The sequence below is a fragment of the Lentzea sp. JNUCC 0626 genome, assembly GCF_043632865.1.
Taxonomy (GTDB): Bacteria; Actinomycetota; Actinomycetes; order Mycobacteriales; family Pseudonocardiaceae; genus Lentzea.
Genome location: NZ_CP171635.1, coordinates 584,485 through 599,847, shown reverse-complemented (window position 1 = coordinate 599,847; position 15,363 = coordinate 584,485). Strand labels below are relative to the sequence as shown.

The following is a 15,363-nucleotide window of genomic DNA, read 5'->3' as shown; positions in this document are numbered from 1 at the left end:
CATGCTCTTCCACGTGCGGATGGACGTTTCCCTGCCCCACGACATGGACCCGCAGCGCCGTGCCGAACTGGTGCGCGCCGAACGCGAACGCGCGCTGGAACTGCAGAAGATGGGCGTGTGGCCGCACCTGTGGCGGGTGGTCGGGCAGTACAGCAACATCAGCATCTTCGACGTGCCCACCCACGACGAGCTGCACGCGTTCCTGTCGTCGTTGCCGTTGTGGGAGTTCATGAACGTGCAGGTGACCCCGCTCGCGACCCATCCCTCCGATCTGGCGGCGCAACCATGACAGCTGTGCGGGAAGGCCTGGTGTGGCGTTCGCTCGCGGACGTTCCGTCTGACTGGCCGGGGTGCGTGGTGACGATCGGGGTGTTCGACGGTGTCCATCGTGGGCACGCTCACCTGATCGCCGCGGCGCGCTCGCTGGCCGGTTCGCGGCCGGTGGTGCTGGTGACGTTCGACCCGCACCCGGCGTCCGTGCTGGGGCTGGCGCGCGACACCTCGGCGTTGAGCACGGTTGATCGACGGGCCGAGCTGGGTCATTCGCTCGGGGTCGAGGCAATCCTGGTGTTGCCGTTCACGCGCCGCTTCGCCGCTTTGTCGCCCTTGGAGTTCGTCTCGGACGTGCTGGTGGCCGGGCTGCACGCGGAGGCCGTGGTGGTCGGGGCGAACTTCACGTTCGGGCATCGCGGCGCCGGGACCGTGGCGACGTTGCGGGAGCTGGGGCTGGAGGCGTACGGGGTCGACCTGGTGGACGGGTGTTCGTCGACTCGGGTGCGGGAGTTGGTGCGGCGCGGCGATGTGAACGCTGCCAATGCCGTGCTGGGACGGCCGCACCGGATCGAGGGGGTGCTGGCCGACGGCGTGCTCGCGGTGCTGCCCGGGACCGCCGTGCCGGCGGACGGGCAGTACGTCGGGCTGCTCGACGGGCGACTGGCGCGGGTGATCGTGTCCGGGTCGGTGCTGGTGGAGGGGCCGGACGGGCCTGCCGCCGTCGAGTTCGTGGACCGGCTGTGACCGAGGCTCTCGCAGGCAGGGTGCGGCGGCTGGAGGACCTGGAGGCGATCCGGGCTCTGGACGCCGCCTACTGCCGTGCGCTGGACTCCGGCTCTTGGGACGCGCTGGTGTCGTTGTTCCTGCCGGACGGTGAGTTCGTCGGGCTGTCCACCGCGCGCGGGCACGCTTCGTTGCGGTCGTTCTTCGCCGGGTTGGCGGACGGCGGGCTGACCGCGTTCTGGCACCACGTGACGAACCTGGAGATCGACCTGGACGGCGATCGCGCGCACGTCTGCTCGTTCCTCTTCCAGCCGTGCGTGCTGCGCGGCGTTCCGCACGTGGCCGGCGGCCGGTACCACGACGATCTCGTGCGCGTGGATTCGGCGTGGCGCTACCAGCGCAAACGTGTCGTTTTCGACTACTTCACGCCCTTGGCGGAAGGCTGGGACCACAGCCGGTTCAGCCTCGACTCGGCCCGGGCGACCCGATGGGAGCACGCGTGATCCACTACGCCGTCGACGGACCCGCGGACGCCGACGTCCTGGTGCTCGGCCCGTCGCTGGGCACCGACCTCGGCCTGTTCGACGCCCAGGTCGCCGCGCTCGCCGACCGCTGGCGCGTGATCAGGTTCGACCTGCGCGGACACGGCAGGACTCCGGCCGCGCCCGGCCCGTACACGATGGCCGACCTGGCGTCCGACGTCGTCGAACTGCTCGACCACCTGGGTGTGCGCACGTTCCACTACCTCGGGGTGTCGATCGGCGGGGCGATCGGTCAGCAGCTCGCATTATCTTACCCTGCAAGGGTGTTAACGCTCACCATCTGTGCGTCCGCCGCGCGGTTCGCCGACCCGCCGCAGTGGCCGGTGCGGGCGGCGACCGTGCGTGCGGAGGGCGTCGAGGCGATGGTGGCGTCCCGGCCCGGCACGTGGTTCACGCACGAGTTCGCGGCCCGCGAGCCGGAGGAGGCGCGGCGGCTGCTGGACATGCTGCGGGCGACGTCCGCCGAGGGGTACGCGGGGTGCTGCGAGGCGATCGCGGCGTTCGACGTGCGCGCCGACCTGGGTCGCGTTGCCGTGCCGACGCTGGTGATCGCGGGTGCGGACGACCCCGCGACACCGCCGGACCTGGTGCGCGAGATCGCGGACGGGGTTCCCGGGGCGCGGTTCGAAGTCGTGGCGGACTCGGCTCACCTGCTGACCGCCGAACGTCCCGAGGTCGTGAACGCCATGATCGCGGGGCATCTGACAAGGAGTGTTCATGCGTGACGCCGTCATCTGCGAGCCCATCCGCACACCGGTGGGCCGCTACAACGGTGCGGTGAAGGACCGGACCGCGCAGGAGCTCGGGGCGATCGTCGTCCAGGAGCTGATGCGCCGCACCGGACTCGATCCGTCCACAGTGGATGACCTGATCCTCGGCCACTGCTACCCCACCATGGACGCGCCCGCGATCGGCCGGGTCGTCGCGCTGGACGCGGGCCTCGGCGTCGGCGTGCCGGGCGTGCAGCTCGACCGCCGCTGCGGGTCCGGGTTGCAGGCCGTGCTGAACGCGGCGATGGCCGTGCAGACCGGCGCGCAGGACCTGGTGCTGGCGGGCGGGGTGGAGAGCATGTCCAACGCGGGCACCGACGCCCTCACGCGAGGGCGCACGACGGCGGGCGGCGTCAACTACCCGGTGCCCGGCGGCATGCTGGAGACCGCCGAGAACCTGCGTCGCGAGTACTCCATTCCGCGCGAGGAGCAGGACGAACTGGCGTTGCGCAGCCACGAACGCGCGGTCGCGGCGCAGGTGTCCGGACGGTTCGCCGACGAACTGGTGCCGGTCGGCGAGTTCGTCGCGGACGAGCACCCGCGGCCGGGGTCGACGCTCGAGAAGCTCGCCTCGTTGAAGACGGTCATGGACGTCGAGGGCGCCACCGTCACCGCCGGCAACGCGTCCGGGCAGAACGACGGCGCCGCGCTCTGCGTCGTCACGCACCCGGAGCGGGCCGCCGAGCTGGGCCTGCGACCGTTGGCACGCCTGGTGTCCTGGGCGTCGGCCGGGGTCGAGCCCGCGCGCATGGGCATCGGGCCGGTGCCGTCGTCCGCGCGGGCGTTGCGAATCGCGGGCCTGAAGCTCGACGACATGGACCTGATCGAGCTGAACGAGGCGTTCGCCGCGCAGGTGCTCGCGGTGACGCGCGAGTGGGGTGTCACCGACTTCGACCGGATCAACGTCAACGGTTCCGGCATCGCGCTGGGCCACCCGGTCGGCGCGACGGGCGCGCGGATTCTCGCAACGATGTTGCGGGAGCTGGAGCGCCGGGACGGCCGGTACGCGCTGGAGACGATGTGCATCGGCGGCGGGCAGGGGCTCGCCGCGGTCTTCGAGAGGGTGTCATGAACAAGGTTGTGGCCTCCGCGGCCGCCGCCGTGTCCGATGTGGACGACGGCGCGACCATCGCGGTCGGCGGCTTCGGGCTGAGCGGTGTGCCGAAGTTCCTCATCAACGCGTTGCTGGACAAGGGAGTCGGCTCGCTCGGCATCGTGTCGAACAACTGCGGCGCGATGGACCAGGGGCTCGCCGTGCTGTTGTCGGCGGGGCGGATCGCGCGCGTCACCGGGTCGTACATCGGGCAGAACAAGGAGTTCGCCCGCCAGTACCTAGCCGGTGAGCTGGAGGTCGAGCTGATCCCGCAGGGCACGCTGGCCGAACGGCTGCGCGCGGGCGGCGCGGGCATCCCGGCGTTCTACACGCCCGCCGGGGTCGGCACGCTCGTCGCGGACGGCGGCCTGCCGTGGCGCTACCACCCGGACGGCACGGTCGCAAAGGCCTCACCCCCCAAGGAGGTGCGCGAGTTCGACGGCCGCGAGTACGTGCTGGAGCAGAGCATCCGCACCGACTTCGCGCTGGTCCGCGCGGCGAAGGCCGACAGGTTCGGGAACCTGGTGTTCGCGAAGTCGTCCCGCAACTTCAACCCGCTGGCCGCGATGGCGGGCCGTGTGACGATCGCCGAGGCCGAGCAGCTGGTCGACGCGATCGACCCCGACGAGGTGCACCTGCCGGGCATCTTCGTGCAGCGGGTCGTGGAGCTGACGGCCGAGCAGGCCGCCGAGAAGAGCGTGGAGTTCAGGACGGTGAGCGATGCCCTGGAATCGTGACGAGATGGCCGCCCGCGCGGCGTTGGAACTGCGCGACGGCGAGTACGTCAACCTCGGCATCGGCGTGCCGACGCTGATCCCGAACCACCTGCCGCCCGGCGTCGAGGTGGTGCTGGAGTCCGAGAACGGCATCCTCGGCGTGGGACCCTACCCCGCTTCGTCCGATGTGGACCCCGACCTCATCAACGCGGGCAAGGAAACCGTGACCGTCCTACCGGGAGCGTCGTTCTTCGACTCCTCCCTGTCGTTCGGCATGATCCGCGGTGGCCACGTCGACGTCGCCGTGCTCGGCGCGATGCAGGTGTCGGCGCGCGGCGACCTGGCGAACTGGGCGGTGCCCGGCAAGCTCGTCACCGGCATCGGCGGCGCCATGGACCTGGTGCACGGCGCGCGCCGGGTCATCGTCGTGATGACGCACTCGGCCAAGGACGGCGGCGCGAAGCTCGTCGACGAGTGCACGCTTCCGTTGACGGGCAAGGCGTGCGTCGATCGCGTGATCACCGACCTGGGTGTGTTCGACGTGACCCCGGACGGCTTGAAGCTCGTCGAACTCGCGCCCGACGTGACGTTCGAGAAGGTGCAGGAACTGACCGAACCGGCGATCCTGCGCTGACGATCTACCTCTGACCGAGTTCGGGCACGTAGAACGCGGTGGTGGCCGCTACGGCGGCTGCCACCTGTTCCGGATCGCCGCCGGCGGCCAGGTGCGCCTCGCCCCACTCCGCGGCGCTGCGGCGAGCGAACTCGCGCCCTTCGGGCAAGGTCCGGAACTCGTCGTGGTCGAGCGTCTCGCCGTCGGCCAGAAAACGCGCCAGGGTGAGGAAGTGCAGGTCCCAGCCCACACCACCGGCACCGGGGCCGTAGGTCGGGAACATGGGCTCCCCGACGGCCGCCGCGTGAACCAGTTCGAACTCGGTGTCCCCGGCGGGGCCCGCGGACAGCCGCACCTCGACCTCGCTCGTACCCGGCCACTCGTCGGCGCCCGGCCCGAAGAGCCAGGACACGCGCAGCAGCCGCGGCGGGTCGCACTGGAGGACCTCGCCGTGCTCACCGCCGTCCAGCTCGAACGACCCGCCCAGCCGGAGGTCCCCGGTGACCGGCCTCAACCAGCGGGCCAGCCGCTCGGGATCGGTGATGGCGTCCCACACGTCCTCGACCGGCGCGTCGTAGCGACGCCGCAACTCCATCGTGTAGGCGTCGCCCGCAGGCAAGGCCGCCTTCCCCATCGTCCGGCGCGCAGCGGCCAGCTCGTCCAGCACGTCCCTCATGTCTGCTTCCTCTCTGGTGGATCGGCCTTGTCCGCACCCCGGTTCCGGGATGCCCGCCGGCCGCGGGCCAACTCCGTGCCCAGGGCGTCGAGCCGCTGGTTCCAGAACCCTCGAAACCGGTCCAGCCACACGTCGACCTCGCTCAGCGGAGCGGCGTCGACGGCGTAGATCCGGCGGGCCCCCTCAGCCCGGACCGAGGCGAATCCGCTCTCACGCAGCACGCGGAGGTGTTGGGAGACAGCGGGTTGCGACAGTCCGAACTCGGCCCGGATCACCTCGGTGATCGCGCCCGAGGTCTGCTCACCGTCGGCGAGCAACTCGAGAATGCGTCGGCGCACCGGGTCGCCGAGAACGTCGAACGCGTGCACGGCAGGAACATATCAGCTCAGACTTATATAAGCCAGTACGCAAGCAACACGACCTTTGCTCTTTGCGACAACCTGTCGTAACGTTTACGACAGGTTGTCGCAAAGAGTGGCCCGATTGCGCCGTCAGGGAGAGAAATCCATGAGCACCGCGAGTGACCGAGCCGAGATCATCGAGCTGATCAGCAACTACGCCACCGTCTCGGACCGGCGGGAGTTCACGACTCTGCCCGCCAGGACGTTCACCGACGAGGTGACGGTCGACTTCTCCAGCGTGACCGGCGCTCCGGCGATGACCGTCCCGCTGAGCGCCTACGTGGAGAGCCTGAGCGGGGCGTTCTCCGCCTTCAAGGCGACTCACCACGCCATCACCGGTCACGTCGTCGAACTCGACGGCGACACCGCCAAGGTCCGCGCCCACGTCCGCGCCGAGCACTGGTTCCCGGACGAGGTCGGCGCGCCGCGGTGGCTGGTCGTCGGTTTCTACGACAACGAGGCGATCCACACGCCAGACGGGTGGAGGCTCAACCGTGTGAAGCTGACCGCCGTCCACCAGGAGAACGTGCCGCAACTGGCGGGCCTGCCCACCGGAGAATAGGCAGCAGCAGTCCCGTTCAGGAACGAGGAGAACGATCAGATGCCGCGGATCCGAGCCGCCACCATCGAGGAACACCACGAGATGGTGTGGACCGACCTCACCGAGGCGATGCGGCACCTGCTCCTGGAGCGCGACTACGACTCCATCACCCTGGGCCACATCGCGGCCCAGGCCGGCCTCGCGCGCAACACCCTCTACAACTACGCCAAGGACAAGCGATCGCTCGTCCTGGAACTCGCCCGCCGAGCGAGCGAGCCCCTGGTCGAACGGGTGAGCACGATCGCCGCGCGGTCGTCGGATCCCGCCGCGAACCGACTGACGGAGATCGTCGAAGAGATCCTGACCGCGTCCACGAACCCCGAGATGGGGTTGATGTTCCTCCCGAACGCCGTCTCGCTGGTCGCCGAATTCCGGACGGGGCCGGAGAACCCGTTCACCGCGATCGTGGCCGAGGTGGAGACCGTCGTCCGAGAGGGCGTGACCAGCGGTGAGTTCCTCGCCGTCGATGACCTGCAGCTCGTCGTGGAACTGCTCTCCGGTGCCATCACCGCGGCCGGCAGTCGCGTGAGCCGGGACCCTGCCACCCTCTCGGTCACCGTCCGCGCGGCTCAGCACCTCGTGCTGGCGTCGTTGACCCGTCCGGCTAGCTGAACTGCGCCCGCTGGTAGAGCGGCCGCGTCACCTTCGCCGTGAACTGAGCCCCTCCGAGGTGCCGCACGCACTCCCCGATCGGGCACCACTGGCCGTCAGAGTTCTGGTTGAAGCTCTGGATGTTCACGCCCACAACGGCGTTCCCACTGATCCGGGGCCCACCGCTGGACCCGCCGCCCATGTCGCACGGCACACCCCACATGTTCTCCTCGGGGAACTCGGGATGCCCTGGGTTGCGCACGGCCTTCCCCCAGCACTGCGCGAGCCGCTGCCCGGTGAACTCCGGCCTTCCCTGGTGGCCAGGCTTGTTCGCGGCCCGCGGGTACCCGTACTCCCGCGCGAACCGGTCGCCGGGCCGGTCGAACGCGATCTGCTCGGCGGTACCGGCGGGCCGGTCGAGCACGATGAACGCCTGGTCGAACTCGGACTGCTGGTCGTCGGCGATCCAGGTCTTGTTCACGATCGCCCTGCGCACCACGAACTGCCCGAACGGCCGCGCGCCGTCCCGGAACCCCGGCACGAACAGCATCTTGGAGTGCCACTTCGGGTCGAAGCCGGCCAGGTTCGCGGTGTGGACGCAGTGCCCGCCGGTCACGGCCGTGCGCTTGTTGGCGCTCACCACGAGGGTCGCGGTGCAACTGCTGTCCTCGCCGTCGCGGTCCACGAAGAACAGCCGGCCGATCGCCTTGTTCTCGGCCGGTGCGCCGGTCGGGTCGTCGACGGGAGGCGTTCCGGGCGGTGCGGACGGCCCGGTCGGCATCGCCGCGATGCGTTCGGGGGTCCAGTAGTCCGCCACGCCGGCGGTGTCGAGGTCGTGCACGATCACATCAGGGTCCGGAGGGGACGCCGCCGCCACGCCCGGCACACCGAGCAGCAGCAACGCGACCACGCTGAGTATCCGCATGGCAGCGACCGTGACAGCGAGTTGTGAGCATCCTGTGCGGAAGGAGTCCTCATCCCGTGCGGTGGCGCCGGGAGTGACTATCTTGCGACGCATGGGCATGTGCGTGCTGGTGGCCGAGGACAACGTGATGCAGGCCGACATGCTCGGGCGGTACCTGCGCCAGGAGGGCTATCAGGTGCGGATCGTGCACGACGGGTCCGCCGCGCTCGACGAGGTCCGCCGCAACCCGCCGGACCTGCTCGTCCTCGACGTGATGATGCCGAAGATCGACGGGCTGGAAGTCGTGCGCACGTTGCGCAACGAGACCGACATCCCGGTGCTGATGCTCACCGCGAAGTCCACTGAGGACGATCTGCTGCACGGCCTCGACCTCGGCGCCGACGACTACGTCACCAAGCCCTACAGCCCGCGCGAACTCGTGGCGCGCGTGCGCACGTTGCTGCGGCGGGTGCAGCGGACGTCCACGAACGACCTGTCGCTGGGCGAGATCGTCATCGACCCGGATCGGCACGAGGTGCGGGTGCGCGGCGAGGTGGCCGACTGCACGGCGTCGGAGTTCCGCATCCTGCACACGATGGCGGCGAGCCCCGGCCGGGTGTTCAGCCGCGCGCAGCTGCTCAGCGCGGTGCACGGGCTCGACGGGTACATCACGGCCCGCACCATCGACGCTCACATCATGAACCTGCGCAAGAAGATCGAGGTCCAGCCGCGCAAGCCGGCGTACCTGCTGACCGTGCACGGCGTCGGCTACAAGTTGGTGGACGGCTCGGGTGCATAGCGTTCTCGCGCGGCTGCTGGCCGCGTCGGTGCTCGTCGCGCTCTGCTCGATCACGGCGACCGCGTGGCTCGCCGCCCAGAGCACGTCGACGTCGATCCGCCAGGAACTCGGCAACGCGGTCGCGAGCGACGCCGCCACCTACCGCGAGCTGATCACGTTCGCCGTGCAGCACCGCGACTGGAACGGCGTCAGCCTGCCGTCGGGCACCCGCAGGCTGATCCTCACCACCGCGGACCGCAAGGTCATCGCCGACACCGGCACGGACCTCGACCCGACCCAGCTGCCCGCCACGCCGTCGGCCGTGATCAACCCGCTGGAGCTGGACCTCGCCCAGGCCCAGGACGCACCCCAGGACCGGATCGACGCGCGCATCGCCGGCCCGTTCGCGCTCACCGCGCGGGAGAAGGCGAGCCTGGACGCGGACATCGAGCTGTACACGGCCCGCTGCGAGTCCTCCGCGCAGGCCGCGGAGGCCACGCCGCCGCGGACGACCGCGTGGGGGCGGCCGATCCTCAACGTGGACAGGACGGCGGCCCGGCCGACCACTCCCGCCTGCACCGAGGCGGAGAACCGGCTGAGCACGCTCACCCTGGGCGAGTCCGCCGCGTTCAGCGAGTTGGGTCTGCTCGTCAACGAGTGCCTGCAGCAGCGCGGTCTGCCCGCCGAGCAGATCACCATGGACGCGTCGTGGAGGCCTGTCGCGTCCGACCCCGACTGCATGGCCGGTGCCCGCCGCGCCCAGCTCCGGCCCTACGTGGCACCGCCCGCACTGCTGTTCGTCACCGACGCCGCGGGCCGGACGACCCAGGCGACGGTGGTGAGGTTCGACGTCGGTCGGATCGTGGTGGTCGCCGCCGTCGTGCTGATCCTGACGGTCGGCGTCAGCGTGCTCGTCGGACTCCGGATGACCAGGCCGTTGCGCACGCTCACAGCGGCCGCCGAGCGGTTGCGGCACGGCGACGACGCCCAGGTGGACATCCGGTCGCGCAGCGAGATCGGCCAGCTCGCGCGGGCGTTCAACGACATGGCCGCGCACCGGGCCCGCACCGACGCCCAGCGCAAGGCGATGACCAGCGACATCTCGCACGAGCTGCGCAACCCGCTCGGCACGATCCGCAGCTGGCTCGAAGGCGCGCGCGACGGCGTGGTCGAGCTGGACCGCGCGACGCTCACAGCGTTGCTCGACGAGGCCCTGGTGCTGCAACGGCTGATCGACGACCTGCAGGACCTCGCCCAGGCCGAGGCGGGCGAGCTGCGCCTGCACCCCGAGCCCGTCGACCTGCGGGAGCTGTTCGAGCAACTGGCCGCCGCACACCCCGGCCTGGTCGTGGAGGGCGGCGGTGTCGTGGTCGCCGATCCCGTGCGGCTGCGCCAGGTCCTCACGAACCTCGTCACGAACGCGTTCCGCTACACGCCTTCCGACGGGACGGTCCGCATCATCTCGGCGGGTGACCAGATCAAGGTGATCGACACCGGTTCCGGCATCTCGGCCGAGGACCTGCCGCACGTGTTCGACAGGTTCTGGCGCGCCGACCGCTCCCGCACCCGCGACACCGGCGGCAGCGGGCTCGGGCTGGCGATCGTGCACGCGATCGTGAGCGCTCACCACGGCACGATCACGGTGGCGAGCGAACTTGGGCGCGGCACGACGTTCACGATCACCCTCCCGGCACGCTGAGCGCACACTTTCCTCACAACCGCCGGGCAGCATCGCCGCCATGAAACTCAGGCTGGTGATCGGCGCCGCCGTGCTGCTGCTTTCGGCGTGCAGCCAGGCCGCGCCTCCGTCGTCGAACGTCGCGTCCCTGCAGTCCTCGAACGCGGGCACCCCCTCCACCGCCGTCACGGCGCCGTCCGACGGCGACCAGCCGAGGCTGCGCATGGACATGACCGAGGAGGAGAAGCAGCGGCTGTTCGACGCGTACAACGCTTGTCTGGCCGAGAAAGACCCGAACGCGACGGGCACGGGTACCGGCCCGGCCGGGACCGACGGGAAGCGCAGGGTCTACAGCGACGAGGCCAAGAACGCCTGCGCGAAGAAGTGGCCGTTGCCGCCGTGGGAGATGGACTCCGACAACCCGACGTTCAAGGACAACTGGCACAAGAACGTCCAGTGCATCAACAGCCGCGGTATGAAGGTCATCGAGACCGAGCCGGGCAGCTGGACCTACGACGGCGAGCAGACCCTGCCGGAGGAAGAGCGGAACAAGATCCAGAAGGAGTGCGAGCAGGAAGTGTTCGGCGGAGGACGTAAGTGAAGCGGTGGATCATCGCCGGTGTCGTCGTCCTTGTGCTGGCAGGCGGGGTGTTGGCTCTCACGCTGACCCGCCGTGCCCCGGCCCAGACCGCGCAGCCGCCCGCACCCAAGACCGTCGCCGTGGTGAAGACCGACCTGACCGACGTGCGCGAGTTCAAGGCCAGCCTCGGTTTCGGCGCGTCGAGCGAGGTGACCGGCAAGCTGGCGGGCACGGTCACCTGGCTGCCCTCCCCCGGCACGGCCGTCGACCGCGGCAACACCGTGTACAAAGTGGACAACCGGCCGGTGTGGCTGTTCCTCGGCGACACCCCGTTGTGGCGCAAGCTCGACAAGCCCGGCATCAAGGGCCCGGACGTCAAGATCGTGAAGGACAACCTCGGCGCGCTCGGCTACAAGCTCGGCGGCGCCCCCGACGAGTTCACTCAAGCCACGATCGACGCCGTCAAACGCTGGCAGAAGGCCGAAAAGGTCGACGAGAGCGGCGTGCTCGACCCCGGTGAAGTGGTCGTCCTGCCCGGCAAGGTCCGGGTCGAGGCGGTCACCGCGAAGCTGTCGGCGTCCGGCGAGGGCCCGCTGATGACCGTGACCGCCACCGGCAAGGCGGTCGAAGCGTCGGTCGACGCACGCGACGCCGAAGTGTTCAAAAAGGACCTGAAGGTCACCGTGATCCTGCCCAACGGCAAGGAAACCCCCGGCACCGTCCGCTCGGTCAGCACCGAGGCGACGGCGGAGAAGAACGGCAACGGCGAGGACACCCCGAAGATCGCCGTCGACATCGGCCTCGACACCGAGGTCGGCGACTTCGACTCCGGCCCGGTCCGCCTGCGCGTGACCAGCACCGCCAAGCAGGGTGTCCTGGCCGTCCCGGTCACCGCTCTCCTGGCGTTGCGCGAGGGCGGCTATGCCGTGCAGCCCCAGGAAGGCGGCCTGATCCCGGTGAAGACCGGCCTGTTCGCCGGTGGCCTGGTGGAGATCAGCGGCGGCGGCCTCGCCGAAGGCCTCCAGGTGGTGACGACCTCATGACCCCGGTCCTGCAGATCGTCGACGCCGTCAAGGAGTACGCGGGTGGCGTGCGGGCGTTGGACGGCGTGTCCCTGACCCTGCACGAGGGCGAGGCGGTCGCGATCGTCGGCCCGTCCGGCTCGGGCAAGTCGACGCTGCTCAACCTCCTGGGCACGCTCGACCGCCCGTCCAGCGGCACGGTGATGCTCGACGGCCACGACATCGCCACGCTCTCCGACCGCCGGCTCTCCGCGTTGCGCGGCCGCCGCATCGGGTTCGTCTTCCAGCAGTTCCACCTGACCGACGGCCTGAGCGCGATCGACAACGTCGCGACCGGCCTGCTCTACGCGGGCACCCCGCGCAAGTGGCGGACCGCCATGGCCACCGACGCTCTCACCAGAGTCGGCCTCGGCCACCGCCTGAGGCACCGTCCGCACGAACTGTCCGGTGGTGAACGCCAACGCGTCGCCATCGCCCGCGCCGTCGTCAACCGCCCGGCCCTCGTGCTCGCCGACGAACCGACCGGCGCCCTGGACACCGCGACCGGCCGCGCCGTGCTGGACCTCCTGCTGGACCTCAACAGCGAGGGCACCTCCCTCGCCGTGATCACCCACGACCGCGAGGTGGCGGCCCGCCTCCCGCGCCAGGTGGAGATCAGGGACGGCCGCATCCAGGCGGAGGTGACGGTGTGAGCGTGCACATCGCGCCAGGCCCCACCCGCACCGCCGATCCCCGCGACGTCACACCGGCCAGGCTCAGCGCCGCCGACCTCCTCCTGCTGGGCCTCTCCCCGTTGCGCACCAGGCCGATGCGCGCAGTGCTGTCCGCGCTGGGCATCTCCATCGGCATCGCCACCCTGGTCGTGGTCACCGGCATCCCGGCGTCGAGCCGAGCGGCGCTGATGGAGGAGTTCGCCGCGCTGGGCACCAACCTCCTGCGCGCCGAAGCCGCCCCCGGCGCCAACAACGAGGCCGCCTCACTGCCCCCGGACTCCCCCGCGATGGTCGAACGCATCGGCCCCACCAGCGACGTCAGTGCCGTCGCCAACACGCACGCGGTCGTCCGCCGCTCAGACCAGATCCCGGACTCGGAGACGTCGGGCCTGACCGTCCTGGCCACGAAGCTCAACCTGCTCAAGACGTTGAACGGACGAGTCCGCACCGGCACGTTCTTCAACGACGCCACCGAGAAGTTCCCGACCGTCGTCCTGGGCGACGTGGCCGCGACGAGACTCGGCATCACCGCCCCGGACGCCCAGGTGAGGATCAACGACCGCTGGTTCACCGTGATCGGCATCCTCGATCCCCTGCCACTCGCCCCCGAGGTCGAACGCGCGGCGCTGGTCGGCTGGGAAGCGGCCAAGGACATCGGCTTCGACCAACGCCCCACCGTCCTCTACCTGCGGGCGCAGGAATCCGCGATCGACGACGTGCGCGCGGTGCTGCCGCAGACCGCCTACCCGGAACAGCCGATGCAGGTGCGGGTCAGCCGCCCGTCCGACGCCCTGACGGCCAAGCGCCTCACCGAAACCACGTTCTCGGCGTTGATGCTCGGCCTGGCCGGGGTGGCGTTGCTGGTGGGCGGCATCGGCGTCGCGAACACCATGGTGATCTCCGTGCTGGAACGCAAGCGCGAGATCGGCCTGCGCCGGGCGTTGGGCGCGCATCGGGGCCAGATCCGGACGCAGTTCCTCACCGAGTCGGTCGTGCTGTGCGTGCTCGGCGGCGTGGCAGGAGTGGTGCTGGGCCTGGCGGGCACCGCCGGGTACGCCTACTTCCACCGCTGGCCCGCGGTGATCCCGCTCGAGATGGTCCTGGCCGGGCTCGGCGCGGCCGTGGTGACCGGTGTGGTGGCAGGGGTCTATCCGGCCGTGCGGGCGTCACGACTGACCCCGACGGAGGCGCTCGCCGCGCCGTGAAGCCGCTGTAGGCACTCTGCGCTTGACAGGTTGGCTAACCGTGATAGCTTTTAGCTAATCTGATTAGCCAACTGGAGGTAGCCATGACCGAGTTCCTCAACGTCGACGGCGGGACCATCGCCTACGAGGTCACGGGCGCCGGACCACTGATCGTTCTCGCGCACGGCATGGGCGACAGCCGTGAGGCCTACCGCTTCCTCGTCCCCGCGCTGGTCGAAGCCGGACACCGGGTCGTCACCACGGATCTGCGCGGCCACGGCGAGTCCAGCGTCGGGTGGGCGTCCTACAGCCGCACCGATCTGGCGGGTGACCTGATCGCCCTGGTCAAGCACCTCGGCGAACCCGCCGTGCTGGTCGGCCACTCCATCTCGGGCGGCGCGGTCACGATCGCCGCGGCCAAGGCACCGGAACTGGTCACCGCGCTGGTCGAGCTCGCGCCGTTCACCCGCAAGCAGCAGGTCAAGCTGTCCGACTTCCGGGTGGCCGGCTACCGCCGCGGCATGACCCGCCTGCTGGGCACCGCGATCCTCGGCAGCACCAGCCAATGGGCCAAGTACCTGGACATCGCCTACCCCGGCGTGAAACCGGCGGACTGGGACGCCCGCCTGGCGCAGATCACCGCGATGCTCGAGGAGCCCGGACGCATGAAGGTCCTCCAGGCGATGGGCAAGATCTCCCCCGCCGACGCCGGCGAGCAGCTGGCCAACGTCACCTGCCCGGTGCTCGTCGTGCAGGGCACGCAGGACCCCGACTGGGCCTCACCGCGCGCCGAGGGCGAGGCGATCATCGCCGACCTGCCGACCGGCCTGGGCACGCTCACAATGATCGACGGCGCCGGCCACTACCCGCACGTCCAGCACCCCCAGCAGACCCTCGCCGCGATCCTGACGTTCCTGGCCGGTGTCCGTGCCTAGGGCGGGCCTGGACGCGGCCACGATCACGGCGGCCGGCGCCGCACTGGCCGACGAGATCGGCTTCGCCGAACTGACGATGGGCAAGCTGGCCGAACGCCTCGGGGTGCGCGCTCCGTCGCTCTACAAGCACGTCGCCAGCCAGGACGACCTCAACCGCCGCATCGGGGCACTCGCCTACGCGGAGATGGCCGACGCCCTCGGCGCGGCCACCCAGGGCCGCGCGGGCCGCGACGCCCTGGCCGCCGCCGCCCACGCGCTGCGCGACTTCGTGATCGCTCACCCCGGCCGCTACGCCGCCACCGTCGGCCTGACCCCGACGGGCCCCGACGACCCGGTCGCCACCGCCGCGCTGCGAAGCCTCGGGCCGTTCGAGGCCGTCCTGCGGGGATACGACATCGCCCCGGAGAAGATGACCCACGCGTTGCGGGCGCTGCGCAGCGTCTTCCACGGTTTCGCGAACATCGAGGCCACCAACGGGTTCCAGTGGTCCACCGACGTCGGCGAGAGCTTCGAGTGGCTCATCGACCTGATCGACCACGGCCTCCGCCACACCTGAGACCCCCTGCGTCG

General features: G+C 70.4%; 20 protein-coding genes. 17 read left to right on the top strand and 3 right to left on the bottom strand.

Going from position 1 to position 15,363, the window contains the following annotated elements; genetic code table 11:
- Nucleotide 1: 1 nt before the first annotated feature.
- From catC to JNUCC0626_RS02865, 7 genes are read left to right on the top strand one after another with little or no spacing between them, the layout of a single operon-like run.
- Nucleotides 2-289: a muconolactone Delta-isomerase gene (gene catC / locus JNUCC0626_RS02895; RefSeq protein WP_394618069.1), complete on the top strand. Its 288-nt coding sequence runs from the start codon at nt 2-4 to the stop codon at nt 287-289.
- The gene (locus JNUCC0626_RS02890; protein WP_394618068.1) at nt 286-1,017 is read left to right on the top strand and encodes an adenylyltransferase/cytidyltransferase family protein; all 732 of its coding nucleotides are present in this window, start codon (nt 286-288) and stop codon (nt 1,015-1,017) included. Before catC ends, JNUCC0626_RS02890 begins: the two co-directional genes overlap by 4 nt.
- On the top strand, nt 1,014-1,499 hold the full coding sequence (locus tag JNUCC0626_RS02885) for a nuclear transport factor 2 family protein (protein WP_394618067.1): 486 nt from the start codon (nt 1,014-1,016) through the stop codon (nt 1,497-1,499). Before JNUCC0626_RS02890 ends, JNUCC0626_RS02885 begins: the two co-directional genes overlap by 4 nt.
- Nucleotides 1,496-2,263: a 3-oxoadipate enol-lactonase gene (pcaD, locus tag JNUCC0626_RS02880; RefSeq protein ID WP_394618066.1), complete on the top strand. Its 768-nt coding sequence runs from the start codon at nt 1,496-1,498 to the stop codon at nt 2,261-2,263. The genes JNUCC0626_RS02885 and pcaD overlap by 4 nt, the downstream gene beginning before the upstream one ends.
- Nucleotides 2,256-3,380 carry an acetyl-CoA C-acetyltransferase gene (locus tag JNUCC0626_RS02875; protein WP_394618065.1) on the top strand — a complete coding sequence of 375 codons (1,125 nt, stop codon included), beginning with the start codon at nt 2,256-2,258 and terminating at the stop codon, nt 3,378-3,380. Before pcaD ends, JNUCC0626_RS02875 begins: the two co-directional genes overlap by 8 nt.
- Nucleotides 3,377-4,138 (top strand): CoA transferase subunit A, encoded by a 762-nt coding sequence (locus JNUCC0626_RS02870; RefSeq protein WP_394618064.1) that lies wholly within the window; start codon nt 3,377-3,379, stop codon nt 4,136-4,138. Before JNUCC0626_RS02875 ends, JNUCC0626_RS02870 begins: the two co-directional genes overlap by 4 nt.
- The gene (locus JNUCC0626_RS02865) at nt 4,122-4,751 is read left to right on the top strand and encodes a CoA transferase subunit B (protein WP_394618063.1); all 630 of its coding nucleotides are present in this window, start codon (nt 4,122-4,124) and stop codon (nt 4,749-4,751) included. Before JNUCC0626_RS02870 ends, JNUCC0626_RS02865 begins: the two co-directional genes overlap by 17 nt.
- A 4-nt stretch (nt 4,752-4,755) precedes the next feature.
- Here the strand turns inward: JNUCC0626_RS02865 and JNUCC0626_RS02860 are convergent, their stop codons facing one another.
- The gene (locus tag JNUCC0626_RS02860; protein ID WP_394618062.1) at nt 4,756-5,406 is read right to left on the bottom strand and encodes an SRPBCC family protein; all 651 of its coding nucleotides are present in this window, start codon (nt 5,404-5,406) and stop codon (nt 4,756-4,758) included.
- Nucleotides 5,403-5,774, bottom strand: a complete 372-nt coding sequence (locus JNUCC0626_RS02855) for an ArsR/SmtB family transcription factor (protein ID WP_394618061.1) — start codon at nt 5,772-5,774, stop codon at nt 5,403-5,405. The genes JNUCC0626_RS02860 and JNUCC0626_RS02855 overlap by 4 nt, the downstream gene beginning before the upstream one ends.
- A gap of 139 nt (nt 5,775-5,913) precedes the next feature.
- On the opposite strand from JNUCC0626_RS02855, the gene JNUCC0626_RS02850 reads away from it, so the two are divergent.
- On the top strand, nt 5,914-6,369 hold the full coding sequence (locus JNUCC0626_RS02850) for a nuclear transport factor 2 family protein (RefSeq protein WP_394618060.1): 456 nt from the start codon (nt 5,914-5,916) through the stop codon (nt 6,367-6,369).
- 39 nt (nt 6,370-6,408) lie between these two features.
- Nucleotides 6,409-7,020 carry a TetR/AcrR family transcriptional regulator gene (locus tag JNUCC0626_RS02845; protein ID WP_394618059.1) on the top strand — a complete coding sequence of 204 codons (612 nt, stop codon included), beginning with the start codon at nt 6,409-6,411 and terminating at the stop codon, nt 7,018-7,020.
- On the opposite strand, the gene JNUCC0626_RS02840 is transcribed toward JNUCC0626_RS02845, so the two are convergent.
- Complete coding sequence (locus tag JNUCC0626_RS02840) at nt 7,013-7,924, bottom strand: trypsin-like serine peptidase (protein ID WP_394618058.1); 912 nt, start codon at nt 7,922-7,924, stop codon at nt 7,013-7,015. The genes JNUCC0626_RS02845 and JNUCC0626_RS02840 overlap by 8 nt on opposite strands.
- Before the next feature lie 97 nt (nt 7,925-8,021).
- Between JNUCC0626_RS02840 and JNUCC0626_RS02835 the strand changes: the two genes are divergently transcribed.
- The 8 genes from JNUCC0626_RS02835 (at nt 8,022) to JNUCC0626_RS02800 (ending at nt 15,349) form a co-directional block, all read left to right on the top strand.
- Nucleotides 8,022-8,702 (top strand): response regulator transcription factor, encoded by a 681-nt coding sequence (locus JNUCC0626_RS02835; protein WP_394621953.1) that lies wholly within the window; start codon nt 8,022-8,024, stop codon nt 8,700-8,702.
- Nucleotides 8,695-10,380, top strand: a complete 1,686-nt coding sequence (locus tag JNUCC0626_RS02830; RefSeq protein WP_394618057.1) for a sensor histidine kinase — start codon at nt 8,695-8,697, stop codon at nt 10,378-10,380. Before JNUCC0626_RS02835 ends, JNUCC0626_RS02830 begins: the two co-directional genes overlap by 8 nt.
- A gap of 40 nt (nt 10,381-10,420) precedes the next feature.
- Complete coding sequence (locus JNUCC0626_RS02825; protein ID WP_394618056.1) at nt 10,421-10,960, top strand: hypothetical protein; 540 nt, start codon at nt 10,421-10,423, stop codon at nt 10,958-10,960.
- Entirely contained in the window at nt 10,957-11,982 is a 1,026-nt protein-coding gene (locus JNUCC0626_RS02820) for a peptidoglycan-binding protein (protein WP_394618055.1), read from the top strand. Before JNUCC0626_RS02825 ends, JNUCC0626_RS02820 begins: the two co-directional genes overlap by 4 nt.
- Entirely contained in the window at nt 11,979-12,653 is a 675-nt protein-coding gene (locus JNUCC0626_RS02815; protein ID WP_394618054.1) for an ABC transporter ATP-binding protein, read from the top strand. The genes JNUCC0626_RS02820 and JNUCC0626_RS02815 overlap by 4 nt, the downstream gene beginning before the upstream one ends.
- 2 nt (nt 12,654-12,655) lie before the next feature.
- Nucleotides 12,656-13,879 (top strand): ABC transporter permease, encoded by a 1,224-nt coding sequence (locus JNUCC0626_RS02810; protein WP_394621952.1) that lies wholly within the window; start codon nt 12,656-12,658, stop codon nt 13,877-13,879.
- An 83-nt stretch (nt 13,880-13,962) separates the two neighbouring features.
- Complete coding sequence (locus JNUCC0626_RS02805) at nt 13,963-14,793, top strand: alpha/beta fold hydrolase (RefSeq protein ID WP_394618053.1); 831 nt, start codon at nt 13,963-13,965, stop codon at nt 14,791-14,793.
- On the top strand, nt 14,780-15,349 hold the full coding sequence (locus JNUCC0626_RS02800; protein WP_394618052.1) for a TetR/AcrR family transcriptional regulator: 570 nt from the start codon (nt 14,780-14,782) through the stop codon (nt 15,347-15,349). The genes JNUCC0626_RS02805 and JNUCC0626_RS02800 overlap by 14 nt, the downstream gene beginning before the upstream one ends.
- Nucleotides 15,350-15,363: the final 14 nt, after the last annotated feature.